General features: G+C 49.1%; 17 protein-coding genes. 9 read left to right on the plus strand and 8 right to left on the minus strand.

Annotated features, from left to right (window positions below; translation table 11 throughout):
* Positions 1-199: 199 nt before the first annotated feature.
* Positions 200-517, plus strand: coding sequence for a DUF3155 domain-containing protein (locus H6F68_RS03255; protein ID WP_190431260.1), 318 nt, complete (start codon positions 200-202; stop codon positions 515-517).
* Between the two features lie 176 nt (positions 518-693).
* On the opposite strand, the gene H6F68_RS03260 is transcribed toward H6F68_RS03255, so the two are convergent.
* The gene (locus H6F68_RS03260; protein ID WP_190556411.1) at positions 694-1,227 is read right to left on the minus strand and encodes a cofactor assembly of complex C subunit B; all 534 of its coding nucleotides are present in this window, start codon (positions 1,225-1,227) and stop codon (positions 694-696) included.
* Between the two features lie 168 nt (positions 1,228-1,395).
* Complete coding sequence (locus tag H6F68_RS03265; RefSeq protein ID WP_190431957.1) at positions 1,396-1,758, minus strand: PadR family transcriptional regulator; 363 nt, start codon at positions 1,756-1,758, stop codon at positions 1,396-1,398.
* Positions 1,759-2,439: 681 nt separating this feature from the next.
* On the opposite strand from H6F68_RS03265, the gene H6F68_RS03270 reads away from it, so the two are divergent.
* Entirely contained in the window at positions 2,440-3,024 is a 585-nt protein-coding gene (locus tag H6F68_RS03270; protein WP_190431258.1) for a DUF3611 family protein, read from the plus strand.
* Between the two features lie 28 nt (positions 3,025-3,052).
* Here H6F68_RS03270 and H6F68_RS03275 read toward each other — a convergent pair whose 3' ends face one another.
* Together H6F68_RS03275 and H6F68_RS03280 are read right to left on the minus strand one after the other, a co-directional pair.
* Positions 3,053-3,958: a fructosamine kinase family protein gene (locus H6F68_RS03275; RefSeq protein WP_190556413.1), complete on the minus strand. Its 906-nt coding sequence runs from the start codon at positions 3,956-3,958 to the stop codon at positions 3,053-3,055.
* Positions 3,959-3,978: 20 nt separating this feature from the next.
* Positions 3,979-5,286, minus strand: coding sequence for a pitrilysin family protein (locus H6F68_RS03280; RefSeq protein ID WP_190556415.1), 1,308 nt, complete (start codon positions 5,284-5,286; stop codon positions 3,979-3,981).
* 527 nt (positions 5,287-5,813) lie between these two features.
* Here H6F68_RS03280 and crtD point away from each other — a divergent pair.
* The 4 genes from crtD to H6F68_RS28385 all read left to right on the plus strand — a co-directional run bounded on the left by crtD (position 5,814) and on the right by H6F68_RS28385 (position 16,363).
* A complete protein-coding gene (crtD, locus tag H6F68_RS03285; protein ID WP_190556417.1) occupies positions 5,814-7,328 on the plus strand; it encodes a C-3',4' desaturase CrtD in 1,515 nt (504 codons plus the stop codon).
* Between the two features lie 35 nt (positions 7,329-7,363).
* On the plus strand, positions 7,364-9,691 hold the full coding sequence (locus H6F68_RS03290; protein ID WP_190556419.1) for a glycosyltransferase family 41 protein: 2,328 nt from the start codon (positions 7,364-7,366) through the stop codon (positions 9,689-9,691).
* Positions 9,692-9,755: 64 nt separating this feature from the next.
* Positions 9,756-12,005 carry a tetratricopeptide repeat protein gene (locus H6F68_RS03295; RefSeq protein ID WP_190556421.1) on the plus strand — a complete coding sequence of 750 codons (2,250 nt, stop codon included), beginning with the start codon at positions 9,756-9,758 and terminating at the stop codon, positions 12,003-12,005.
* A 17-nt stretch (positions 12,006-12,022) separates the two neighbouring features.
* A complete protein-coding gene (locus H6F68_RS28385) occupies positions 12,023-16,363 on the plus strand; it encodes a glycosyltransferase (protein WP_199299863.1) in 4,341 nt (1,446 codons plus the stop codon).
* On the opposite strand, the gene H6F68_RS03315 is transcribed toward H6F68_RS28385, so the two are convergent.
* Together H6F68_RS03315 and hslO are read right to left on the minus strand one after the other, a co-directional pair.
* Positions 16,360-18,444, minus strand: a complete 2,085-nt coding sequence (locus H6F68_RS03315) for a chromosome segregation ATPase (protein ID WP_190556423.1) — start codon at positions 18,442-18,444, stop codon at positions 16,360-16,362. The two genes, H6F68_RS28385 and H6F68_RS03315, sit on opposite strands and share 4 nt — an antisense overlap.
* 164 nt (positions 18,445-18,608) lie before the next feature.
* On the minus strand, positions 18,609-19,505 hold the full coding sequence (gene hslO / locus H6F68_RS03320; RefSeq protein WP_190556425.1) for an Hsp33 family molecular chaperone HslO: 897 nt from the start codon (positions 19,503-19,505) through the stop codon (positions 18,609-18,611).
* A 42-nt stretch (positions 19,506-19,547) separates the two neighbouring features.
* Here hslO and H6F68_RS29270 point away from each other — a divergent pair, with 42 nt between their 5' ends.
* The 3 genes from H6F68_RS29270 (at position 19,548) to H6F68_RS03330 (ending at position 20,763) form a co-directional block, all read left to right on the plus strand.
* On the plus strand, positions 19,548-19,670 hold the full coding sequence (locus H6F68_RS29270; RefSeq protein WP_277876000.1) for a hypothetical protein: 123 nt from the start codon (positions 19,548-19,550) through the stop codon (positions 19,668-19,670).
* 59 nt (positions 19,671-19,729) lie between these two features.
* On the plus strand, positions 19,730-20,119 hold the full coding sequence (locus tag H6F68_RS03325) for a hypothetical protein (RefSeq protein ID WP_190556427.1): 390 nt from the start codon (positions 19,730-19,732) through the stop codon (positions 20,117-20,119).
* 65 nt (positions 20,120-20,184) lie between these two features.
* The gene (locus H6F68_RS03330; RefSeq protein WP_190556429.1) at positions 20,185-20,763 is read left to right on the plus strand and encodes a GNAT family N-acetyltransferase; all 579 of its coding nucleotides are present in this window, start codon (positions 20,185-20,187) and stop codon (positions 20,761-20,763) included.
* A 6-nt stretch (positions 20,764-20,769) separates the two neighbouring features.
* Here the strand turns inward: H6F68_RS03330 and H6F68_RS03335 are convergent, their stop codons facing one another.
* Positions 20,770-21,438: a DUF6882 domain-containing protein gene (locus tag H6F68_RS03335; RefSeq protein WP_190556431.1), complete on the minus strand. Its 669-nt coding sequence runs from the start codon at positions 21,436-21,438 to the stop codon at positions 20,770-20,772.
* Positions 21,439-21,455: 17 nt separating this feature from the next.
* Positions 21,456-24,788: a PAS domain S-box protein gene (locus H6F68_RS03340; RefSeq protein WP_190556433.1), complete on the minus strand. Its 3,333-nt coding sequence runs from the start codon at positions 24,786-24,788 to the stop codon at positions 21,456-21,458.
* Positions 24,789-24,914: the final 126 nt, after the last annotated feature.

Genomic DNA, 24,914 nt, shown 5'->3' on the forward strand with positions numbered 1-24,914 from the left:
TAAAGTCTTATTAAGATTATCAGGAGTTCATCTGGTTAATAGAACCTTTCAAAAGGTCTATCTAGTCTTTATTGAAGCCAGTTGTAGAGTTTTGTATCAACGACTTAAAAGAAGTTGAAATTTTGAACTCAAGCCGATATACTTGCGACGGTTTTGTAACTATCACTACACCTGTCGGCAGAAAGAGGAGGTATCGAGATTGGCCAGGAGACGCAAGCGCAAAAGTCGTCGTCGCCTAGAAGGGCGCAGGATTCTGGAGTTAGTGCCTCAGTTTAGCATTGAAAGTGGCGAAGAAAAACCAGTTACAGCTGCTCGAAAATTCATTCAAGCACAAGCTATTCTTCCCCCAGCTTTGCTACTTGTAAGGCGGAACGAGCATACCACGGACCGGTACTTCTGGGCTGAAAAAGGGCTCTTCAGTGCGCAGTATGTCGAAGAGAACCATTTCTTGTTTCCCAGTTTGAGAGTATTGATTGGTGATACAGAAGATGCGCCTGTGGCTGTCACCAGTCACTAAAGCTCAATTGGTCGAGCTTGCAAATGAGTCTGTTGGGAACATTTAATACTTTGCTGACACGGGAAATCAGTTGGACTGATATAAACAAGGACCCCACTCAAACCACAACGTTTGAATGGGGTCATTTGATTTAGCTCTCAAGATTTCTCTAGATATTGGGGCGCAGGAGAAGCGAATTAATCACAAGCTCTTAAGTTAAGAGCTCGCTGCAATTCAGCCAACTCATCTCGATGAGCTGTGACTGTAACGCGGCTCCAAGATTGAGACTTTTCTGACTCAAGGGGTTCAATCTTGAGGGAAACTTGTTCTGGGCGCTTCGCTTTTTGCCAGTAAAAGAAGCCTGCTAAAGGTGCCAGAAGCACAGTTCCTAGCAAAATCTGGGTCAATTCAGGCAAAAGCATTGACAGTACTAGAGCCAAACACAAAATGCCTGCGGCAGCCAATACCGTTAAGAAGACGGCCAAAAACCAGCTAGGCCGTACCACGCCTTGAAATGTTACTTGGTTTTGGGCTGGATCGAGGGCTGCAACTTTGTAGGCGCGTTGGTCAAAGTATTGTTGCACTCGGTTAAGTAACGATTCCTCTGCCTGTTCTGCAATCAGTTGTACTGCTCGCGTTCTGTCTTTGACGGAAGCTCGAATGAAAAACATAAGACCCACCACCATCAGTAAGGTCATCACGAATATAGATGGCAGAATGGCAGCGTTCATAAAGATGGGGTAGGAACAACAAACGATATCCCTATACTTTACATAAGTATAGAAAGGTTTTAATCTGCTTCTAGTTGGTAGTAGGTGAGACCGCACAACCGTAGCTCTGTTTGGGACTAGCGCGATCGCAGCCTTACGACAGATTCTAGGAACTACGGCCCACCAAGCTTAGTTGTTGTCACCGGGTGGCAAGTTGCCAGTTGCATATCCTTGCCAGAGACGAGATAATTCTTGAGCCCGCTCAGACCACTCTGGACGAATTTGATACATCCGGCGTGGCCGTCCTCGTCCTTCTACCTTGCGCCAATAACCCTGGATGGCTCCTTCATCCTCCAGAAATTTGAGAGCGCTATAAAGGACTGTATCTGAGAGACGGTAGGTGCGATACTCGTTCTCTAAAAGTTGAATCAACTCGGTTCCATAAGAATCCCCTCGCTGCAATACTGACAGGACGTAACAAACGGCGAGTTCTTTATTGAGATAGATCGGTGGGGGATCTTGAAAAAACTGGTAGATATCTTCAAATCGCATGGTTAAACCCATAATTAATCAATCCACTTTAAAGCTAGGGTGTTGACGTTACAGTCTTAGACAACAGCAATAGCGCAAGAGTGCCAACCCATCTGATTAGTCCTCTGTTGCTATCTATTTGCCCTTAGTTGGTGTAAGCCTGTGGTGCCTAAACTCGTGGCTAGTTTCTAGAACAGTGAGCTTGGCATGACTTAAAGGAGAGTAGATGCATATTCTCGAAAAGCTCTAGATAGTGCCGTTAACTCTCACACTAGATTCAGAGAGTCATGTTGAATTTAGCTTGGTAATTACAGACTAGAGTGCCCGTCCTTCATCCCCTCTACTCAAGTAATTAGAGGGCGTAATATTAATTCTAGACATTTAATTCTGAGTTCGTCTGCCAGATTTTCATCAGATTTCACCTTTCATCCAAATGGATGATCTGCATGGATTAAAATCTGAGGAGCAACTAAGAGCACAGGCAAGCTTGAGGATAGCAATTAGGGTTGCAGAATAGAGAAATAGGCTGGATTAGAGCGATCGCTCTGTAGGCAATTCATCACTTTGCAACTCTTACCCAAGGTCGTTAAAACAATTCTTTTGACCTACGCCACAAATGGCTGAGCCTGATAACAAATAAAGTTATGCTTTAGTTACCTTGGATAGATGAACAGCCAGGTTATTACGCCCGTTTAGAGCATCATGTTGAATCAGCCAGACTCTTCTGCAATTCCGCCTGCAATTCGTCAAATTGCCACTAACTTCCGCTGGACTGGCTGGATTAGCCTCAGCATCCAAGCAGTCTTAGGGGTTGTTTCTACCGGGGTTTTAATTCTGGCTAGCTTTAGCGGTCGAGCTGGAGCAGCTTCCAATGCCACGCGAGCGGGTACTGGCTTTGGCATTTTCTTTGCTGTCTGTGGATTGGTGGCTTTAGGGATCAGTATCTACTGGTCATTTCGATATGTGCGGATCTCTCGTCAACTACGAGCGCCTAATACTAGCCTGCGCCCTAGTAAGGCAGATACGATTCAACTTTTGCAACTTGGCATTGTGCTCAATCTGGTCGGCATGTTGTTGACCATTGTAGGAGCGGAGGCCATCGTCGGTGGCTTGATTGCCCGAGCGATCGCCCAGCCTCAAAATTCTCCTCTTTTATATGGTGTAAATAATATTCCGACTATTCAGCCCCTCGACTTTTTTGTGGTGCAAGCTAACACAAATACGATCGCGGGTCACTTTGCGGGACTAGTTTCTTCTTTTTGGCTGCTAAATCGGGTTAATCGCTAGAAATTCTCAGAGTTAGGGGTGGCGGTACCTAGGCCAAGATTTGCTCAATCATGCGGTTGGCTTGTGATTCGTAGCTGCCGCCAAAAAGATTGAAGTGGTTCAAGACGTGGTAGAGGTTGTAGAGCGTTTTTCGCTGTTTGTAGCTTGCATCTAGAGGCCAAGCTTGGTTGTAGCCTTGGTAGAACTCCGGTGGAAAGCCCCCAAATAGTTCGGTCATGGCGATGTCTACCTCGCGATCGCCAAAATAGGTAGCAGGATCAAAAATCACAGGTTCGCCAGTTGCAGCCACCGCAGCGTTACCCGACCATAAGTCTCCATGCACGAGAGCAGGTTGCGGCTGGTGATTAGCTAGCAGTTCAGGAATAGCGGCTAGTAACCGATCCTGCTGAGGAAAGTGCCCTCCCCGTCGCTGAGCTAGTTTTAACTGATAACCAATGCGGTGTTGAGTAAAAAATTCTGCCCAATCTTTTGTCCAAGGATTGATTTGGGGCGTGGAACCAATGGTATTAGGGCGATCCCAACCGAAACCCGCTGGACTGGTTACTTGGTGCATGGCAGCTAACTGGCGGCCCATTGCTTCCCAAGACTGGCGATCGCCCCGTCCCAACTCAATCCACTCCAAGACTATATAAGCGGAGTTTTTTGCCACGCCCCAACAAATCGGTTCAGGAACCCGGATCGTCGGCTGGATTCGCATTTGTTGCAGCCCTAAAGCCTCGGCCTCAAACATAGCAACCTGGGCCGCTTGATTTAACTTGACAAAGTAAGTACAAGCAGTTGGCTCAGATGATTTGCCAGAGCTAGGTTTGCCCTTCAGATAACCCTGTAGAGCGTAGCCTTGGTTTATACAACCGCCCCCTACAGAGCGCTGATTGCTGACTTGGAATTCGTATCCTGTAGCTTGAGTGATCTGCGCAGCGATGGTCGTCCACATAACGCTGATTAGAGTCTGATTTAAGCAGCAGGTTTCAGTACCACTACTCCGTAAGCATCGGTGGATAGGTAGCGCTGGGCCGAGGCTTGCAAACTGACCGCATCCAACGCTTGAATGTGCGCAGGGTAGTTGAGGGCTGGAGCCAAATCTCCCACCATTGCTTGGTAATAGCCATACAAGCTGGCGCGATCGCTGGGGGTTTCGTTGCCAAAGATGAACCGATTCGCCACTTGAGTCCGAACGCGGGCAATTTCTGCTTCGGTGACGGGTTCAGTTTGAATTCGACGGATATGCTCGGCGATCGCGGCTTCTACGACTGGGATATTTTCCGCTGGCAGCTGGGCCGAGATGTAGAAGGCTCCCTGCATCTCAAAAGTGATGTTGCTGGCAGCAATGCTGGTAACCAGTCCTTTCTCTTCTCGCAAGTCGCGGATCAAGCGAGCCGTGCGGCCTTGACCCAAAATGGTTGCCAAGATATCTAGCGCGTAGGTTTCTTGGAGGTCTGCTAGTCCAGGGGCGCGCCAGGCCATTACCAAACGAGCTTGCTGCAAGCTGTCATCCACGGCTTCTTGCCGTACAACTCGGTCAAAGGCAGGCTCTAGGCTGTAGCTGGGCAAATCATGGAGAGAAGATTGAGCAGCGATCGCGGGCCGATGCGCTTGCACCTGGGCGAGGGATGTTTCCACAATCTGGATCAGTTCCTCTACAGGCAAATTGCCTACCACTGCCGCAGTCATCGAGTGGGGCTGATAATGCTGGGTGTGGAAGTCCCGCATTTGCTGGGGAGTTAGTTGCTCGATCACTGAACTAGGGCCAAGCACAGGACGGCGATAAGGTAACTTCTCGAATGCGACTTCCATCGCTTTGGCAAAGGTACGGCGACGCGGATTATCGTCTGAGCGACGAATTTCCTCTAAAATTACCGATCGCTCTCGCTCAAAGGCTTCATCTGCAATTTCTGCATTCAGCACCACATCCATTTGTAAAGGTGCTAGCTCGGCGAAGTCTTTGGGAGCCGTCGTGATGTAGTAGTGGGTGTAGTCTTGACTGGTGGCAGCGTTCGTCACTGCGCCCCGCTCCTCAATCAAGCGCTCAAATTCTCCACTCGCTAGCTGCGCGGTTCCCTTGAACACCATGTGCTCTAGAAAATGGGCCATGCCATTAATGGCATCAGTCTCAATCGCTGAGCCTACATTCAGCCAGAGGTTGAGGTTGACCGCTTCAATCGGTAGCTGCTCTGCAACGATCGTCAGGCCATTCGCTAAGCGACGAACCGTGGGTGCGTTCAGTCGGGGAGCCTGGGGCGATTTGATCAGGGTTGGGGTCATGAATCTTCCGAACAAGCTGAGTTCTTCATCTATCTTAGTAAGCGCAGGAGTGCTGTTAGTTAAATGATTACAAGTCCACAACAATTCGTGAAATTGCTAGTGGAGCTGTAGCGATCGCTAAGCAGAACAAAACCAACGCTAAAGAAACTGCATGAAATTCGACATGGCATCCGCCAAGCAGCAGCCAAAACCACGACGGTGAGAAGATGCAATGGCCGTCTGAGCGATTCGGTGTGAGTCTAACAAACCCTGAGTTTAATTGGGGTTCAATTTGGGCAACCATTTCTACCGCCACTATAGTCTGAGCACTGTCTGAGAACTGAGCCGTTTCTTCAAGATTCCATGTAGAAACGATTTGTATTTGTTGAAGTTGGTTTGTCCCAATGCCTCTAATGCGGTATCAGCAGGGCGATCGCTGGTTTCAATGTAAGTTCAAGACGGCAATTCAAGACCCCCTTTCGTCCCAGAAAAAACAGCACCTGCCTATAATTTATTAAGAAATATAAAGAAGTTAAGAATTTGCGTTTATGGGCAGCAAGGGCGATCGCGTGGTTGTGGTAGGAGCAGGCATTGGTGGTCTGACCACAGCCGCATTACTGGCTCATCGTGGTTATCAAGTTCTTGTTTTAGACCAAGCGTTAGTTCCGGGGGGCTGTGCTTCTACCTTTAAACGTCGCGGCTTTACCTTTGATGTGGGAGCAACTCAAGTTGCGGGGCTAGAACCAGGCGGCATTCATCATCGAATTTTTAGTGAGCTAGAAATTGAGCCTCCGGAGGCAACACCCTGCGACCCTGCCTGTGCCGTTTTGCTTCCGGGTGAAACTGAACCGATTCATGTTTGGCGCGATCCAGACCAGTGGCGAGCTGAGCGACAGCGACAATTTCCGGGCAGCAAACCGTTTTGGCAACTTTTAGCTGATTTGTTTCGCTACAGTTGGGCCTTCCAAGGGCGCGACCCAATTTTGCCGCCCCGCAATATTTGGGATTTTTGGCAGCTCACCAAAGCAGTACGGCCTGATACGCTTCTAACTTTGCCCCATACTTTTTCGACCGTGGGTGATGCGCTGCGTGGCTATCGCTTAGCTGATAACTTGCGCCTGCGAACTTTCTTAGATTTGCAACTGAAGCTTTACTCCCAAGTAGACGCGGAGAATACAGCTCTGCTTTACGCAGCTACAGCTTTGGGGGTCTCTCAAGCACCCCACGGGTTGTTTCACTTACAGGGCAGTATGCAGGTGCTCAGCGATCGCCTGGTGCAAGCTCTAGAGCGAGATGGGGGTCGTTTACTGATGCGCCACAGCGTCGAGCAGATTCACGTAGAAGCAGGGGTGGTGAAGGCAGTCACGATTCACAATCAGAAAACCAATGATGTTTGGACAGAACCTGCTGATCAGGTGGTGGCAAATGTCACGGTGCAAAACTTAGTGCCGCTGCTGGGCGAAGCCATTCCCTCTGGCTACCAACAACGAGTTGATAAATTACCTCAAGCGTCTGGAGCGTTTGTGATTTATCTCGGTGTAGACCAAAGCGCCATTCCCGAGGGCTGTCCACCCCACCTCCAGTTCCTCTACGACTACGATGGGCCAATTGGGGAAAATAACTCGTTGTTTGTCTCGGTGAGCCATCCCGGTGATGGCCGTGCCCCAGAAGGTCAGGCTACTATCGTGGCTTCTTCCTTTACCGATCCGACGCTGTGGTGGCAGTGCCCCAACTATGAAAGGTTGAAGCAGCAATATACCGAAACGGCGATCGCTCGGCTAGGTCAATTCTTCCATCTCACACCAGAAAATATTCTGCATCAAGAATCAGCCACGCCCCGAACTTTTGCTCACTACACTGGACGCGAGCAGGGCATTGTCGGTGGCATTGGGCAGCGAGTCAGTACCTTTGGCCCCTTCGGGTTTGCCAACCGCACGCCGATTCAGAAGCTTTGGTTAGTAGGTGACTCCACTCATCCAGGCGAGGGCACCGCAGGAGTTAGTTACTCAGCCCTGACAGTTGTTCGGCAAATTGAGGCAAACTCAGAGAAGGGCAGGCCGTGAGCTTGCCATGATTTCTCTGGCGATCGCGAATTCCTATGGAGTCAACTTGGGCAGCGCGGCATCGTGAAGCAGTTTCCCTCCAAGCGCAGGGACGCTTTCAAGCAGCAGAGCAGCAATATCAGGCCATTTTGCGAGTCCAGAGTCAAGCAGACGCAGTTTGGCACGATTTAGGCTGGCTTTATTACCAAATGGGGCAGTACCAATTAGCGGCTCAAGCGCTGCTGAAAGCTCTCGAACTCAATCGCCAGCAATCTAGCTATCACTACAAATTAGGCTTAGTTCTGGAGAAACTAGGCGATCGCGATCAAGCGGTCCAAGCCCACCGCAACGCTATTCAACTCGATGAAAAATTGAGTGATGCCTACAGCGAGCTAGGGCGATTGTTAGTGGCATCCAGCAAGCTTGATGAAGCGGAGGGGGTGTATCAGCAGGCGATCGCCGTTCATCCCCAGCAGGCTCAGAGCTATTTCCAGCTAGGTCAAGTGCTGGCGGCTAAAGCTCAATTTCCAGAAGCGATTAAAGCTTATGAAGTAGCGCATCAGCTCAATCCTGCCGACCCCCAGACTTTGCAAGAATTGGGTCAAGCTTTAGATCTGCAAGCTAGTCGCTATCAAGCCAGAGCCGCTTTTTTCTTGGGTTCCAGCTTCTACTGCCAAGAAAAGTATGCAGCAGCAGCAGAGCAATACCAGGAATTCATCCACATTCCTAACCCTGAAGCAGCCGCCCCAACAATGCAGCGGGCTTATAAGTACTTGGGAGAATGCTTACAAAAACTAGAGCAGTCTGCCGAGGCGATCGCCCTGTATTACCAAGGGATTCAACGCTATCCAGAAGCTAGTGAGTTTTATTACGAGTTGATAGCACTGCTGCAAAATTCTGGACGAACGAAGGAAGCGATCGCGGTTGCTACTCAAGGCTTACAGCACCTTCCCGACGATCTACATCTGCTGCGAGCACAGCAACTAATGCTCCCCATTCTGTATCAGAATGCAGCTGAGATTGAACAGTGGAGAGAGCATCTTATTTTAGGGTTAAATTACTTAGTAAAAACTATTGATTTAACAACACCTGAAGTAGCCCAAAAAGCGCTTTTAGGAATTGGCTACCAAACTAATTTTTATTTGCAATATCAAGGTCAAGATGATTTAGCGCTACAGGTTCAGTATGGGCAGCTAATGCATCAAATTATGGCCGCCAACTATCCTGATTGGGTCAAGCCGCTTCAGGTAAAACCTCGTTCTCTACAGCCTAATCAGCAGCGAAAGATCCGAATCGGTTATATTTCAAATTTTCTGTGGCAGCATACAGTTGGCAAACTCTTTGTTGGCTGGATTCGTCATCATAATTCAGACCAATTTGAGCTGTACTGCTATCACCTAGGGCCAGCAGTTGACCAGGTAACAGAGAAAATTCGTCAGCATAGTTATGAGTTCAATCATTTACCTTTGCAGGAAGTTCTAGAGGCAGATTTTCAAAATATTGGAAGCAAAATTCGGGCTGATCAACTCGATATTTTGGTGTTCCTAGACATTGGCATGCATCCTTTTGTGACCTCGCTTTCGGGATTGCGCCTTGCCCCAATCCAATGTGTCACTTGGGGACATCCGATCACCTCTGGTTCCCCCACAATCGATTATTTCCTTTCTAGTGACTTGATGGAGCCAGAAACCGCAGAAGCTCACTACTCAGAGAAGTTAGTGCGTCTGCCCAATATCGGTATTAGTTACACCAAACCACAACTGCCACCCCTCACTAAATCACGATCGAATTTTCAGATTCCGCAAGATGCGATCGCTTATTTGTGTTGCCAATCTTTATTCAAATATCTCCCTCAATACGATTACATTTTTCCGGCGATCGTTCAGCAGGTGCCGCAAGCTCAATTCATTTTTATTTCTGGTTTTGATCCAGGATTAACTCAGCAATTTGAACAACGTTTAGAAGCTGCTTTTGCTCAATATCATCTCAACTACCGATCGCACTGTATTATTTTGCCCAAGCAAAGCCAGACTGATTATTGGCAAATCAATCTACTGTCAGATATTTTCTTAGATACTTTTGCTTGGTCTGGCGGTAATACTACCTTGGAAGCGATCGCCTGTAACTTACCTATCGTCACTTGCCCCGGCGAGTTTATGCGAGGACGGCATTCTTACGCGATTTTGCAGAGATTGGGTGTAACTGCAACAATTGCTAAAGACGAAGCCGCATACATTGAAATAGCCGTTAAATTGGGTTTGGATTGTGATTGGCGAAGTCAAGTTGTGCAGCAAATGAGCGATCGCCAGTCATTTCTTTATGATGATTTAACTTGTGTCACAGCTTTAGAGGAATTCTACCAGCGCGTCATTGGGAATCACTAAAGCAATAAATTTTGGTCATTGTAACGACTTCTGATTTAGAGCTGCTTAGAGTTAAAAGAACAGCATGGAAAATTGGCAAACTTTATATCAAGAAGCGACAGCTCTAGAAAAGCAAAATTCTTTAACAGCCGCAGAACAGAAATATCAGCAATCCCTGCAATTGGAACCCAAGCAAGCAGAAATCTGGAGTGACTTAGGACATCTTTATTATCAAATGGGTCGTCATCAAGAGGCTTTTTCAACGCTATCACAAGCGTTAGAAATCAGCCGCTTCACGGCTCTGCATCATTACCGTTTAGGCATGGTATTTGAGCAACTTCAGCAAATCGAATCAGCGATTCAAGCTTATGAAAACACGATCAAGCTAGATGCCAATTTGGTAGAGGCTTACTTAGCTTTAGGACGAATCTTCGTTACTCAATCACAGTTTGACGCTGCTATTAGCAACTATTTAATCGCTCACGATCGCAATCCTCGTGATGTCAAAATTTTAAGTGATTTAGGGCAAGCCTATGAATTGCAAGCTAATGAATCAGAGTTGAGGTCTGATTTTTATCTAGGATTTAGCTATTACCGTCAAGGCAATTATGCAGCCGCGATCGCTCCCTACGAGAAGTTTCTCGCATCTCTAACACCAGCAATTGCCTCAGAGGCCATTGAGCGAGTATATCGCTATTTAGGCGACTGCCTGCAACATCTCAATCAATCCCAGAGAGCCGCCGAAATTTATCAAGCCGCAGTAAAACAGTATCCCCAAAAGCCTGACTTTCACATTAATCTGATTGCAGCTTTACGGAACAGCGGCCAAACGAGAAGTGCGATCGCCGCAGCCGCTACAGCCGCTCAACTCTTTCCAGAGATGGTGCTGTTTGAGCGCGATCGCCACCTAGTTTTGCCAATTCTGTACGAGTCAAGCACAGAGATCTCAACTTATCGACAGCAGTTTAACCAAGGTTTAGCTCAGCTGATTCAATATGTGCAGTCAAGAGCTGATGTTAATAATGCAGAAAGTCGCGCTGTTTTTTTGAAGAGCTTAGGGTCTCAAACTAATTTCTATTTGCACTACCAAGGCCAAAATGATCTGGAGCAGCAAGTTCAATTTGCTCAGTTACTTCATCAACTGATGGCTGCTCAACATCCAGAATTGAGCCAACCTTTAGCGATTAAAACCCCAAGCGCTAGGCAAAAAATTCGAATTGGTTATGCCTCTGCTTGTATGTGGAAGCAAACAGTTGGAGTCCTATTTTTAGGCTGGTTGCGGCATAGCGATCGTCAAAGTTTTGAGATTTACTCTTATCACTTGCATCCCCATTCCGATGAGCATACGGAAAAATTCCGAGCTTCTAGTGATGTTTTTCGTCATCTACCTGTTAAGGAAGCGATCGAATTGGATTACATCCAAGCAGTCGGTGAACAAATCAGAAAAGACGAGCTTGATATTTTAGTGTTTCTGGATGTAGGAATGCATCCTTATATGAGCTTATTTTCTAGTCTACGTCTGGCTCCAGTTCAATGCGTTACTTGGGGGCACCCAGTTACTACAGGCTCTCCCACCATCGACTATTTCTTATCAAGTGAATTGATGGAACCTGAAGATGGAGACAAACACTATTCAGAAGAACTAGTACGTTTACCTAATATTAGTATTGCCTACAGTCCACCGGATCTAAGTGAAGCCACAAAAACTCGCGCTGATTTTGGCTTGCGAGAAGATGCAGTTCTCTATTTATCCTGTCAAACCCTATTCAAATATCTCCCTCAATACGATTACATTTTTGCCGCGATCGCTCAACAAGTACCGCAAGCACAATTTGTTTTTATTTCGCACAAAAGTGCTGCGATTACTGAAAAGTTCTCTCAGCGTTTAGAGCGAGTTTTTGCTCAGTATGGCCTCAAAAGCCCTGACTACTGCGCGATTTTGCCTCGCCAAGGGCACAATAGCTACTTAAGCTTAAATGGCATTACTGATGTGTTTCTAGATACGTTTAGTTGGTCAGGAGGCAATACTGCCCTAGAGGCGATCGCTTGTCACTTACCTGTGGTGACTTGCCCTGGAAAAATGATGCGTAGCCGCCACTCCTACGCCGTGCTCAAACAATTAGGAATGACAGAGGCGATCGCTGCTAACGAGGCAGAATACATTCAAATTGCAGCTCGTTTAGGTTTAGATCCAAAGTGGCGTCATCAAATCTCCCAAAAAATCAAGGCTGCCCATTCCCGCCTTTATGACGATATTACCTGTGTCAAGGCATTAGAAAATTTCTATCAACAAGTCGTTCATCAACAAGCTTTTTTAGCCTCCAATTCAAGATAACTTTGAATTCAAAACCAATGATTAATCAATCCATTCAGCAAACAGCTAATCCTTTAAAACTATATTTGGGTTGTGGCCGAAAAATCAAACCAGGGTATATCAATGTAGACCAATACTTAGCTGGTCCCAATATCACCCAAATGGACGTCTTTAACCTGCCATTTCCTCCAAGTAGTGTGGATGAAATTTTTACTGAGCACATGTTGGAGCATCTGAGTAAGTATGAAGTGCCTCAAGTATTAAAAGAATGGGCTAGAGTTCTAAAGCCAGAAGGCCAACTGGTAATGAATTTGCCCAACCTAGAATGGTGCCTGCGGCAATGGCTTGACAAACCAGAATCAGAGCGTTGGGGCTGGCAGCTTGATACTATCTTTGGTCTTCAAAGCCATCCGGGTGAGTTTCACAAAACTGGTTTTACGGCTCCTCGATTACGTCAATTGCTAGCAAAAGCTGGCTTTCGTGACATTAGCATTGCAGATTGTTGGTCCCACGAACAGAGTTGTTTTTGGGTAGAAGCTAGTAAAGCGCCTAAGAATACAAATCCTTTAGATAAGGTGGCTTATTCCACGAGTATCGTTGTACCTTGGTGGGATCACGGTGAGTTATTAGAAATTTGGGAACGCAACTTAAAGCATTTATCTGATATTGAAATTATTTTTATTGACAACGGTAGTCAACCCCCTACCAGAGATGCTCTAAAGAGATTTTGTCAGACTCATAATATTAAGTTAATTCGTAATTCTGAAAACCGAGGTTTTGCCGCAGCAAATAATCAAGGAATTCAAGTTGCCAGCAACGAGTATATTTTATTTCTTAATAACGACATTGAGGTACTAACTGCTCCGGTCCCCTACCTATGTCAACTTGCTGGCGAAGGATTGGCAGGCCCAGGCCCTAAACAAACTGAAACTGGGGAAGTTTATTTAGAAGGCTGGGCTTTGTGTGTCAAAAAACAGGTGTTAGAAAGCTTTGGTGGTTGGTGTGAAGACTATGGGCCAGGATATTGGGATGATGTTGACTTCTGTCATCGCGCTAAATCCAGTGGGTATTCACTCACTCCAATTCCCGAAGAGATTAAGCATCAACTATTTACCCACAACCAAAACACAACAGGTCGAGATGGACGACTCAATCAATTGAAGTTGCATGTCCGTAATCGCGGCATTTTCATTCAAAAGTATTACCTGAATAAAATGCCTAAGATTGTCATTGATGGCATGTTCTTTCAGTTTTCTAATACTGGTATTGCTCGTGTTTGGTCAACCTTGTTAGCGGAATGGTCTAGAAGCAATTTTGCTGATCATCTTTTAGTGTTAGACCGTAATGGTTCTGCGCCGAGAGTTCCTGGGATTCGCTATCGCCTGATTCCACCCTATAGCTATAGCAACGCTGCTCTCGATCGCGCCATTCTCCAGCAAATTTGTGACGAGGAGCAGGCTAGCTTATTTATTTCCACTTATTACACCACTCCGATTTCAACGCCTTCGGTATTCATGGCCTATGACATGATTCCGGAGCAAATTGGCTGGGATGTAGACGAGTTTATGTGGCGGGTCAAGCACTATGCCATTCAGCATGCTGACCGTTACATCGCAATTTCTCAAAATACTGCGCGGGACTTAGCTAAACTCTTTCCTTACATTGCTCCGGAAGCGATCGCTGTTGCGCCTTGTGGGGTACAACCCAGTTTTGTCCCGGCTGGTGACGCAGAAGTGAATGAGTTTAAACAGAAGCACCAGATTACGCAACCCTATTTCTTGATGGTCGGCACGAGAAACGGCTACAAGAACACCATTTTGTTCTGCAAAGCTTTCGCCAAACTAGAGAACGCTGCCAACTTCAGTATTGTTTGCACAGGTGGAAACCCCACGCTGGAACCTGATCTGAGTGCTTGTTTACCCGCAGGCACCAGAGTTCATCTGCTGCAACTCAACGATGCCGAATTACGAATGGCCTACGCTGGAGCGATCGCGCTCGTATACCCTTCCCAGTACGAAGGCTTTGGGCTACCTATTTTAGAAGCAATGGCTTGTGGTTGTCCCGTCATTACTTGCCCCAATGGTTCCATCCCAGAGGTGGCGGGCCAAGCTGCCCTTTATGTCAAGGACTCAGATGTTGCAGGACTGACTGTCGCGCTGCAAAATGTGCAGAACCCAACTTTGCGCGACCCACTAATCAAAGCAGGTTTAGAGCAGGCTAAACAATTCTCTTGGCTCCAGATGGCAAAAACTGTAAGTGAAACGTTGATGACAGCAGCTCAGCAAGCGCCTCCATCAACGCCTTACAGCGCTCCAATGACGATCGCAGCGGTGGATAATCGGCGCTTGATTGCTTTAGATAGTAATCCTGACACCAGTTCGGGTCTTAGCCCTGCTGCTAACCCTGTTGCCAGTTCTGGTAGCCAAGCGGCTTTGCCACCTCAGCCTATAGCGCTCCCATTACCCACGCCACCCGCAAACCTCGAAACCTATGAGCAGTACCAGCAGATGGGCAGAAGCTTGATCGCAGAGCATCAGCTAGAAGATGCCATTCAAGCTCTGGAAAAAGCTCACCAATTGAGTCCTCGCGATCCGGTTGCGCTCCAGGATTTGGGTACTGCCTACAAAGCCAAGGCAGATGAGTCTCGTATGCAGGCTGACTTTTATCTAGGGTTTGCTTTATACCGTCAAGGCAAATACCAAGCGGCGATCGAGCGGTATCAGAAATTCCTCAGGTCCGAGAAAACAGGAGTCGCCCCGGAACTGATTCAGCGAGTTTATAAGTGCTTGGGCGATTGTTTTCAGCGCTTGGGCCAGTATGAAGCCGCCATTCAGCTTTACCGGGAAGCGGTGCAGGCTTATCCGACTGCCACGAAGCTTTACTTTGACCTAATTTCTGCCTTGCGAGATGACGGCCAAACTGAAGCCGCGATCGCCGCTGCGACCGAAGCTTTGAGTTTGTTACCGAATGATCTTTCTCTCAAGCTGGCCCAGCAGTTAACTTTGCCCATTTTGTACGCAACTACTGAGGAGATTGCAGTATCTCGGCAGCGGTTCAGTCAAGGCTTGGCCCGCATCGGGGCTGAACTCGACTTGTCTACACCGGAAGCCAGCAAAAACGCCCTCGAAGGCATTAGTCGTTACGCTAACTTCTACCTGGCTTACCAGGGTGAAAACGATCGCGCTCTACAACAACAATACGGGCTGTTGGTGCATCAGATTATGGCAACCAACTATCCCCAGTGGGTGCAGGATCGACCGATGCCACCTTTAAGCCCAAGTGGCAAAATTCGCATTGGCTACCTCTCCGACTGTTTACGGTTGCATACAGTAGGCAAGTTGTTTTTGGGCTGGCTGCGTCATTGCGATCGCGAAAAATTTGAAATTCATTGCTATTCCCTGAATCGAGAGCAGGACGCGATTACGCAGGGAATTCAACGTTACAGCGATGCCTTTCATCAGATTTCTGGCGATTTGACAGGCATGTGTCAGCAAATTCTAAACGATGAACTACACGTACTCACGTTCCTCGACATTGGCATGCACCCCAAAGCTAGCCAGATTGCCAGTCTGCGTTTGGCTCCGGTGCAATGTTTGACTTGGGGGCATCCGGTAACATCGGGCTTACCCACGGTTGACTATTTCCTCTCTAGCGACCTGATGGAACCGGAGAATGGTGAGGAACACTACTCCGAGCAATTAGTACGGCTACCCCAAATCGGTATTGCCTATGCCAAACCTGCTATTCCCGAGCTAACCAAAACTAGAGCTGATTTTGGATTGCGCCCCGATGCTGTGGTCTATTTGTCTTGTCAGTCGCTGTTCAAGTACTTGCCGCAGTACGACTTTGTGTTTGCCGCGATCGCGCAACAAGTGCCTCACGCCCAGTTTGCTTTTCTCGCTCACTTTAGTGCTGCTGTCACTGAAAAGTTTCGTCAGCGCTTACAACGGGCTTTCGCCGCGATGGGTTTAAACAGCGAGGACTATTGTGTGATTTTGCCTCGACAGAACCAAACGGGCTATTTGCAGCTCAATCTTTTGTCCGATATCTTTTTGGATACGTTTGACTGGTCTGGCGGCAATACCACCCTAGAGGCGATCGCATGCAACTTACCCGTCGTCACTTGCCCAGGCGAATTTATGCGGGGACGACATGCAGCAGGAATTTTGCAAGCCTTGAGCATCCCGGAGGCGATCGCGGCTACTCCAGAAGAATATGTGGCGATCGCCGTGAAGTTAGGGCTGGATTCTGCGTGGCGGCAGGAGATCGGGCAGCGCATTACCCAAGGCCATGCCCAGCTTTTTGATGACTCAAGTTGTGTGAAAGCGCTTGAGTCCTTTTATCAACAGGTGGCTCAAGGGAGTAGCTCCAAACTTTAGTTGATCGGGCGAATCTGTGGAGGAGTGGGTTCTACAAGAACTTTAGGAGGTTCAGGGGGTTGTAGAGCCTTCCTCCACTCGCCAATTTGGAGCTGGGCTTGAGCATAGGCTTCCGTACGAGCAGGAACCTTTTGGGCGATCGCGATCGCACTAGGCAAGTCATAGTTGGCTTGGTTTTGGGCCAACACTAAAATAGATTGGCTCCACTGATTGATGGCGGATTCAGCATCAATTCGTAGAGAGCTAGAGGCGGGAATTTGATCTGCTTTTTGGATGGCGGCTGCTAAGGCATCTGGGGTTGCGGCAGTCGCTAAGCTTTGAGCTTCTTGCCAATTTTGCTCTGCTTGAATCAAGCTGCGCCAAGAGCGGATTTCATCCTGCGCCTCATCATAGAGCGCCCGACCAGAGGTGATTTGGTCGGCGGTAGCGATCGCACTGGGCAAATCTCCACTGCTCGCAAAGGCTCTTGCTTGGTCTAGGTAGGGTTGGTCTTGCTGCCGCTGAATTTCCCTGGTCCACTGGCGGATCTTGTCTTGGGCCTCACCGTACAAAGCGCGACCCGGACCGACTTGGCTGGCCTCATTAATCGCGGATTGCAGCGAGTTAGCATCTCCCGCCAAGGCATATTCATCGGCGCGATCGAGGTAAGGCCGATCTTCCGTAGTTTCAATTTGGCCACGCCAGCGAGCAATCTCTTTCTGAGCTTCATCCCAGCGAGGATTGGAGCGATTAACCAAACTTGCTTCTGCGATCGCCGATCCTAAGGCATTTGGAGTCCCCCCTTGCGCTAATTGACGGGCCCGATCGAGATGGGCCACACCTTCAATTTCCCGCTGCCAGCGGGTAATCAACTGCTGCGCTCTAGCGTACATGGGACGCTTACGATCGAGCTTTTGCGCTTGAGCGATCGCGGCTTCTAAGTCTGCGACCGTCCCTTGCCAGGCTTGAGCTTGAGCATCAGCCAGATCAATAAAGTCTTGCGCTTCTTCCTCTAAGTTGGCACTATCAGGAATCTTACGGGCGATGGCGATCGCTTCTGTCGCGTTGCGTTCCTCTAGGGTCGCTTGGGCTAAGTTCAGCATTTTGCGACCAAACTTGGCGATCGCGGTTTGTGCCTCTTTGTAGATGTAACTGTTGGGGCTGATCGACTCCGCTAGCTTAATCGCCTTGAGCAAATTGTCGAGACCGCCAATGTCTGCCAGTTCTTCGGCTTTGGCTAACTTGTTGCCTTCTTCCTTAGCAACTCGAATGCGTTCGTTAAGTTCTTGATACTTCGTGGTTTCCCAATAGGTATTACCCACGTAAAGCAGGCGCACTGCCTCGGTAAACGCTTGATGCCACTTGCGCTCTCGCATGGCGGATTCTGATTTTTGATAAATTGCCTCTGCCTTCTCCCAAATCGATTGCCAGCGCTCGATCCGTTCATTCACGAGGGCATGAGCCGATGTGTTTTCTGGAATCTTGCGAGCTGTAGCGATCGCTTCGTCAAGCTTGCCTGCGTTGAAAGAAGTCTCAGCCAAGTTGAGGATATCTGATGACCACTGTTGAATCGAGCGGTCAATATCGGACCGCAAAGGGTGATCGAGAGGCAAGTTGTGAACTAGCGCGATCGCCTCTAGCAAATTCTTCACGGTCTGCTTGTTGGCTGCAACTTGAGCACAGTAGAGCCGCATGGAAGCAGATGCCATCGGCCAGAAGATCGAGGGGCAATTCGGCAACGCAGGTGATCGGACCAACAACGCCACCGAGACAACTGCCGCTCCTCCCGTAAGCAACAAGGTAGTCAAGCCCCAGAATCTTATGCTTGTGGGCAATCGTAACCGTCTGCGATCGCGGGGGCTGGGGGGCTGGGTCAGCGGCGGGGGAGCAGACCCCGGTACGGCATAAGCAGGTTGCTCCGTCTGACCGAGCGACGAAACCACAGGCCGAACTGGGTCTGGAGGCACAGCTCTGACCACAGGACGCGGAGTCGGATGGGTTGAGGGGCGAGGAGCAGGGGGGCGGTCGGGGTTGCTTGAATTCTTCATCCGGAGAGGCCGATCGGCTGGCCTACGGTCTGGAGTTCCGCGATCTCTGGTCATAGCCCACCTAACAACTCCCACCTAACAATTCGTAGTGCAACGGCTCTGGCTGCTCCAAAGCAAATGCAGTAGTTGTCATCCTACCCTCCTCAAGCCCCAAAAAGTCAAATCTTTAGGTTTAGATGACACTCTTCGTAGACTTTCTCTAGCCTCCCGGACTTCCGTTAAGATTCAGCTCGCAACTCGGAAATCAGTTGTGCGAGTTCATCACTGCTGGCTTGATAAACCTCATTACAGAAGTGACAGGTGGCTTCAGCGCCGTTGTCTTTTTCAATCATGTCTTGCAGTTCCGTTTCGCCCAAAATCTTGAGCGCCCCTAGCATGCGATCGAAGGAGCAACCACAGTGGAACCTGACCAACTGAGTTTCTGGAAAGATTTCTAATCCCATATCACCCAGCAGTTGCTCGAACATTTCTGGCAGCGTTTTGCCTGCTTGCAACAGCGGGGTAAACCCAGCCAATTGGCCAATGCGAGACTCTAGAGTTGCTACTAGTTCTTCATCGCGAGCCGCTTTAGGCAAGACTTGGATCAACAAGCCTCCTGAGGCGGTTACACCTTCCGCACCGACGAATACGCCCACCACCAAGGCTGAAGGAGTTTGCTCAGAAGTCACTAAATAGTTGGCGATGTCCTCACCAACCTCACCAGAGACGATCTCTACAGTGCTGGAGTAGGGATAGCCATAGCCCACATCCCGCACCACATAAACATAACCTTCGTGACCTACCGCACCACCGACATCCAATTTGCCTTTGTCATTGGGAGGTAGCTCAATTTCTGGATTATCGACATATCCGCGAACAGTTCCATCTAAGCCCGCATCAACTAAAATGCCGCCCAAAGGCCCATTACCCCGAATCCGGATATTGATACGCGATCCGGGCCGTTTCATACTGGAGGCCAACAGCAATCCGGAGGACATGGTACGACCCAGAGCTGCTGTTGCTACATAGGAGAGCTGATGCCGCTGTCTAGCTTCTTCGGTGAGGCGAGTTGTAATCACTCCTACCGCTCGAATGCCGCCATCAGCCGCAGTTGCCCGCATTAACTGATCCGCCATGAAAAAACCTTACATTTCTTAATTCACTATTTCTATTCTAAGTTGTGGGTTGATGGCCTTGGGAGCGATCGCCAGGATCTCGCCAAGGTCTTTCTGGTCCTGAAGCAAGCTAGAGACGCAGCCAAAGCGATCGCGTTGCTCACGGTTCGGCTAAGAACTGCCTGAACTTGGCATACTGAAAGAACTAGAGAACCAACTGATCTGCGGAGCCGCCATTCAAGCTTATGTGGGGTACTTTTCAACAAAGCAACTTGCGAATTGAGGTGAATGCCTCAGCCGCTATTATTCGGGATAGTTTGCTCCAACCCGCTCAACTGCAAAAGTGGTTGTGGCCAGAACGCTTATCCCCCGGATTGCCAGAACAGTTGCATGCTGGGTTATCATTCACCAGTTGGCTAGGTCCGATCGCAATTCAGCATCAAGTGGATGTGGCGGAACCGAATTGTCTGCGCTTGCTCTTGAGCCAAGGCGTTGATGGCTTCCATGAGTGGTGTTGGGGCGACGGCTGGCTGCAATCGCGGCTAGAAGGGGTTTCGCTCTTACCGCTAAATGCGGGGCAAACAGTGGCGCTTTTGAGTTTGCGGCAATTCTTAGCCAGACAGTCTGAGAGCTAATGCCTTTAAGTTTCAGGGTTATAGAGCGAGTAGCAGAACGGGTAGGCAGCGGAGTGTAGTGATTCATGCTGGCTAAAACTTCGCTGTCTGGAAGCCGAGTCCGATTAACGAGCTGGATGCCCCAAGATTTACCTGCTTTGGCGCATTGGTATCAACAATCTGACTTCTTGCGACTGTTGGACGCTCAGCCTGCTTACCCCTACTCTGAAGCGTTTTTAGGCCAATGGCTAGAAGAACGCCAAAAATCTAATCATGCTTTCATCTTTGCGGTGCGTGCTGTCAGCAGCAATGAGCCTGCGGTTACAGCCCCCAATGACATGCTATTGGGCTATGTAGAACTAGATGGAATCCTGTGGAATCACCAAGTGAGCTGGATCAGCATTGCCATTGGGGAGGAACACTGGGGCCACGGTTATGGCTTTGAAGCGATGCAACTGGCGCTGACCTTCGCTTTTGAGGAACTCAATCTGCACCGCATTCAACTCACTGTTTTTAGCTACAACGATCGCGCGATCGCTCTATACGAGAAACTTGGGTTTCAGCGCGAAGGCATCTATCGAGAGTTTGTCCATCGCAGCGGCGATCGCCACGATATGTACCTTTACGGTCTCCTCCGTCCCGAATGGAAAGCTAGGTTTGGTTAACTGGCCCTAATCTGATGCTGTCAATTCAATCAATCGCTGGTTTTGATCGAATTTTGCGGTAATCGCCCGATCGCCGTTAAATCGTCCCAGTACATAATTCTCTTGCTCTGAAACTTCTAAGTTGTAAAAGCCGAGGTAACAGGCAAAGGCTTGGCGGTGATTGCTGAGCGAAAAAGTTGAGATGAACTGTGGAAACACAAACGCAATTCGGGCGATCGGGTCATCAATCGGCCAACGATAATCGGCTTGCTTGAGTAAGACGAACAAAGCTCCACCTGCATAGGGAGCGCAGTAATAAGCATTAGCTTGGCAAAGCCCACTCGCAACCATTGATAAAGCATGGCCGTTGATTTCATCGCTAAGCGATAGTTGTGGTTGCTTAAGTTCAGCAATTGCAGCGCGATCGCCAAAAGCCGCTAACTCCAATGCATCTTGCAAGAACTGTTCAGGAATATGACTCTCGGCATTAGCCCAGCTCCACAACCAGGTTTGGCTACTATCTGACTCACTGCCTAGAATTTGCACTGGAAAGGTCAAAGTTTCATTAAACTCCAACGTGCCAGCTTCCATGTCAAACCACCAAGTATGCTCGCCGAGCAATTCACTCAAACACAACTGCTGATCAAAAGCTGCGGCTCCATGAGCCAACAAAAGTTCTGCAAATGTCGTTACCATTGCTAGCTCTGATAGTTTTAGTTAAGGTGAGCAGCTTGGTGCAACGGAATTGTAATGATAAATTCGGTGCCTTGACCCAGTTGGGAGGTGCAAGCCAGAGAGCCACTATGCTTTTCGGTGACGATTTGATAGCTGATTGACAGCCCCATGCCTGTGCCTTTGCCCACCGCTTTAGTTGTGAAGAAAGGATCAAAGAGTCGTTGCTGGATGGCGGCAGGAATGCCCAAACCATTATCTGAAATCCGAATGATTGCCTCTTGATGAGGAGTTAGTTCGGTTTTAATTTGAATCGTGGGGATAAACTGCTTACCCTGCTCTAGCGCCTCTTCTAGGGCATCAATGGCATTACTCAGGATATTCATAAACACCTGATTCAGTTGGCCGACGTAGCATTCTACCCGTGGCAAATCGCCGTAATGCTTAATCACTGGAATTTCGATGCGATCGCTCTTAGCTTTGAGGCGATGCTGCAAAATCATCACGGTGCTGTCGATGCCATCGTGTAGGTCTACTGCTTTCACCTCGGCCTCATCCATGCGCGAGAAAGTCCGCAGCGAAGTCACGATCTTCTGAATCCGCTCGGCTCCCACCTGCATCGAATCAAGCAGCTTCGGCAAATCCTCTAGCAGAAACTCTAGGTCGATGGCCTCCGCTTCAGCGGCGATCGCTGGAACTGGCGTGGTGTAGTGTTCCTGGTAAAGCTGCACCAAGCCCAACAGATCTTGCGTGTAGGTGCGAGCATGGCTGAGGTTGCCATAAATAAAGTTGACTGGGTTATTAATTTCATGGGCGACTCCTGCCACTAATTGCCCCAGGCTCGACATCTTTTCGCTTTGCACCATTTGGGCCTGGGTGCGCTGGAGTTCTTGCAGGGCCGCTGCCAGGTCTGTGGTTTGCTGTTGCAATTGCGCTTCTGCTTGTTTGCGCTCTTCTTCAACCAGCTTCCGTTCACTAATATCTGTCACGGTGCCTACATAACCTACCACTCCACCCTCAATGCCCTTTTCTGCCACCGCCTGACCAAAGACCCAGGAAATGGAGCCATCAGGACGCTGAAAGCGATACTCCAGGCGGAAGGCTTGTTTAGCCTGGATAGATTGTTGCCATACGAGCGAGACGCGATCGCTATCTTCAGGATGAATCGCCCCTGCCCAACCGCTACCCTTAGCTGTTGAGGGAGTCAGACCCGTAATTTGGCACCAGCGCTGATTTACATAGATACAGCCACCCTCGGCATCGGTCCGAAAGATGCCCACCGGAACTGTGGCAGCCAAAGTGGCATAGCGTTTCTGGCTCTGACGCAAAGCTTCTTCCGTCTGTTTGCGCTCGGTCGCATCCGTGCCCACCGACAGGATTTCTACCAGTTGATTTTGTTCATCCAAAATCGGTTTATTCGCCCAGGCAATCCACACCCGTCGTCCATCCTGGCAGCGATTTTCATTTTCGTTGTGGGCGTAGTCTTCGGGATGCTGATGAATGGCGATCATCAACATTTGCAGATCTCGGCCAGAGGTTTCGGTTTCAGGAACGATGGTGCCAACGACATTCTGACCAATCAGTTCGTCTGTGGCAAAGCCGAAAAAGCGGGCTCCGTAATCATTAATAAACCGAACTGTGCCAGTTGTATCCCAGCGGAGAATGATACAGTTAGCCGTCTGCACTAAGTCACGATACTGGGCTTCACTAGCTTTGAGCGCTTCTTCGGTTTGCTTGCGCTCGGTAATATCGCGAGCAGTGGCGTAGATCAGCCCTTCTTGGGCGTAGGGTGTGGAAGTCCAAGAGAGCCAACGGTAGGAGCCATCTTTGCAACAGTAGCGGTTCTCGAAAGAAATGCTGCCTTTACCACTGAGAAGTTTGGCCGCCTCGGCAGCGGTCGTCGATTGATCCTCAGGATGGACAAAATCGATGAATGGCTGAGCCGTCAACTCCTCAGTTGTGTAACCCAGTGCGTGCTCAAAGGCGGGGTTGATCCGCTTGAAATAGCCATCCACTCCAGCAATGCCCAACATATCGCCAGCCAGGGTAAAGAAGCGATCGCGTTCTGATTCCGCTTGCTGGCGTTCATCTTCGGCCCGCTTGCGTTCGGTAATGTCCTCCACCATCGCCACAAAGAATTGAAACTGCCCCCTGGCATCTCGAATGGTGGAAACGGTTAAGTTGGCCCAGACTAAGCTACCATCAGCACAAAGAAAGCGGCGTTCTCGCTGGAAGCTGTCTCTGGTGCCCGCAATGCAAGCCAGACACAAGGGTGCTTCGATCGCCCAATCTTCCGGCAAGGTCAGGTCTTGGGGGGTCATGGTGGGTAATTCTGCTTCACCGTAGCCCAGCAGTCGTTGCCAGCAAGAATTAGCTTGGCGAAACTTCAGGTCTGGCCCCACGACCGCAATTCCCATACCAGAGTTTTCAAAGATAGCTCGGAAGCGTTCTTCACTGGCTTCGCGATCGCCAATTTCCTGCTGGAGTCGAGCGACGAGTTGCTGCAACTTGGCGGTTCGGACTTCCACCCGACACTCTAATTCTTCGTTGGCTTGTTGCAGAGCCAATTCTGCCCGTTTGCGCTTGGTGATCACTTGGGTAAACATGATCAAGCCGCCCACTTCACCAGTGCGCTCGTACCAAGGCCGTACTTCCCACTTCAGCCAATCTGCCGTGCCATCTGCTCTGGCAAACACTTCTTCGTCACAGCATTCCACCGCTCCTGCCAAACAACGTTGGTGCACCTCCCGCCAGCGATCGGGAACTTCTGGAAAGAGGTCGTAGTGGCAGCAGCCTTGGATGTCGCGATCGCCTAAACCGTAGTCTTCTAGCCAGCGGCAGCTCACCATCAGGTAGCGCATCTCGCGATCGAGCATCGCCACTGCTGCAGGGGTATGTTCGATGAATAAGCGCACTTGCTCTTCACGCTGTTGTAGAGCTAGAGCTGATCGCTGGCGTTCTGCTTCGATTTGCTGGCGTTCGTTTTCGACACGCTTCGCTGCGCTGATGTCGCGAATGCTGCCAATCAGCAGAGTATTGCCTGTGTCATCCACAAAGACTGATTTTTTCGTGGCAATGACATAGGTTTCTCCACGGATATTGGTAAAGCTCTCCTCGTTTTCCTGAGGCCTGCCCGTCGTGAAGGTCAGCTCATCTTGCCGCCAAAAGACCTCTGATTGGTGCTGCGGAAAGAAATCATAATCTGATTTGCCTAGTAAAGTCTCGCGGCTGTGGCCTAAAAACTCGCAGAAAGCATCATTGAGAAACAGCCATCGGTGTTGACGATCCTTGATGAAAATGGGATCAGGCATCCCATTGAGCACTTTCATCAGAAAGCTTTGGGACAAGGTTAAATCGTTTACCGAAGTCTGCATAAGGATTAGTGAGGAGAAATCGCTAGGCGGATGCTATCTCCATAATTCCCTTGAACCCCAGATCGGCTTACACAAAACAAAAATAGGTAAAAAACGCTACAAGTTTGCCTTCCCCCGCATCCCATC

This window comes from Trichocoleus sp. FACHB-262, assembly GCF_014696035.1.
GTDB lineage: Bacteria > Cyanobacteriota > Cyanobacteriia > FACHB-46 > FACHB-46 > Trichocoleus.

What these genes read in the sequence shown, in the direction of transcription:
- H6F68_RS03260 (WP_190556411.1), bottom strand. Translation starts at nt 1,227, where the DNA reads ATGAACGCTGCCATTCTGCCATCTATATTCGTGATGACCTTACTGATG.
- H6F68_RS03265 (WP_190431957.1), bottom strand. Translation starts at nt 1,758, where the DNA reads ATGCGATTTGAAGATATCTACCAGTTTTTTCAAGATCCCCCACCGATC.
- H6F68_RS03270 (WP_190431258.1), top strand. Translation starts at nt 2,440, where the DNA reads ATGTTGAATCAGCCAGACTCTTCTGCAATTCCGCCTGCAATTCGTCAA.
- H6F68_RS03275 (WP_190556413.1), bottom strand. Translation starts at nt 3,958, where the DNA reads ATGTGGACGACCATCGCTGCGCAGATCACTCAAGCTACAGGATACGAA.
- H6F68_RS03280 (WP_190556415.1), bottom strand. Translation starts at nt 5,286, where the DNA reads ATGACCCCAACCCTGATCAAATCGCCCCAGGCTCCCCGACTGAACGCA.
- crtD (WP_190556417.1), top strand. Translation starts at nt 5,814, where the DNA reads ATGGGCAGCAAGGGCGATCGCGTGGTTGTGGTAGGAGCAGGCATTGGT.
- H6F68_RS03290 (WP_190556419.1), top strand. Translation starts at nt 7,364, where the DNA reads ATGGAGTCAACTTGGGCAGCGCGGCATCGTGAAGCAGTTTCCCTCCAA.
- H6F68_RS03295 (WP_190556421.1), top strand. Translation starts at nt 9,756, where the DNA reads ATGGAAAATTGGCAAACTTTATATCAAGAAGCGACAGCTCTAGAAAAG.
- H6F68_RS28385 (WP_199299863.1), top strand. Translation starts at nt 12,023, where the DNA reads ATGATTAATCAATCCATTCAGCAAACAGCTAATCCTTTAAAACTATAT.
- H6F68_RS03315 (WP_190556423.1), bottom strand. Translation starts at nt 18,444, where the DNA reads ATGACCAGAGATCGCGGAACTCCAGACCGTAGGCCAGCCGATCGGCCT.
- hslO (WP_190556425.1), bottom strand. Translation starts at nt 19,505, where the DNA reads ATGGCGGATCAGTTAATGCGGGCAACTGCGGCTGATGGCGGCATTCGA.
- H6F68_RS03325 (WP_190556427.1), top strand. Translation starts at nt 19,730, where the DNA reads ATGTGGGGTACTTTTCAACAAAGCAACTTGCGAATTGAGGTGAATGCC.
- H6F68_RS03330 (WP_190556429.1), top strand. Translation starts at nt 20,185, where the DNA reads ATGCTGGCTAAAACTTCGCTGTCTGGAAGCCGAGTCCGATTAACGAGC.
- H6F68_RS03335 (WP_190556431.1), bottom strand. Translation starts at nt 21,438, where the DNA reads ATGGTAACGACATTTGCAGAACTTTTGTTGGCTCATGGAGCCGCAGCT.
- H6F68_RS03340 (WP_190556433.1), bottom strand. Translation starts at nt 24,788, where the DNA reads ATGCAGACTTCGGTAAACGATTTAACCTTGTCCCAAAGCTTTCTGATG.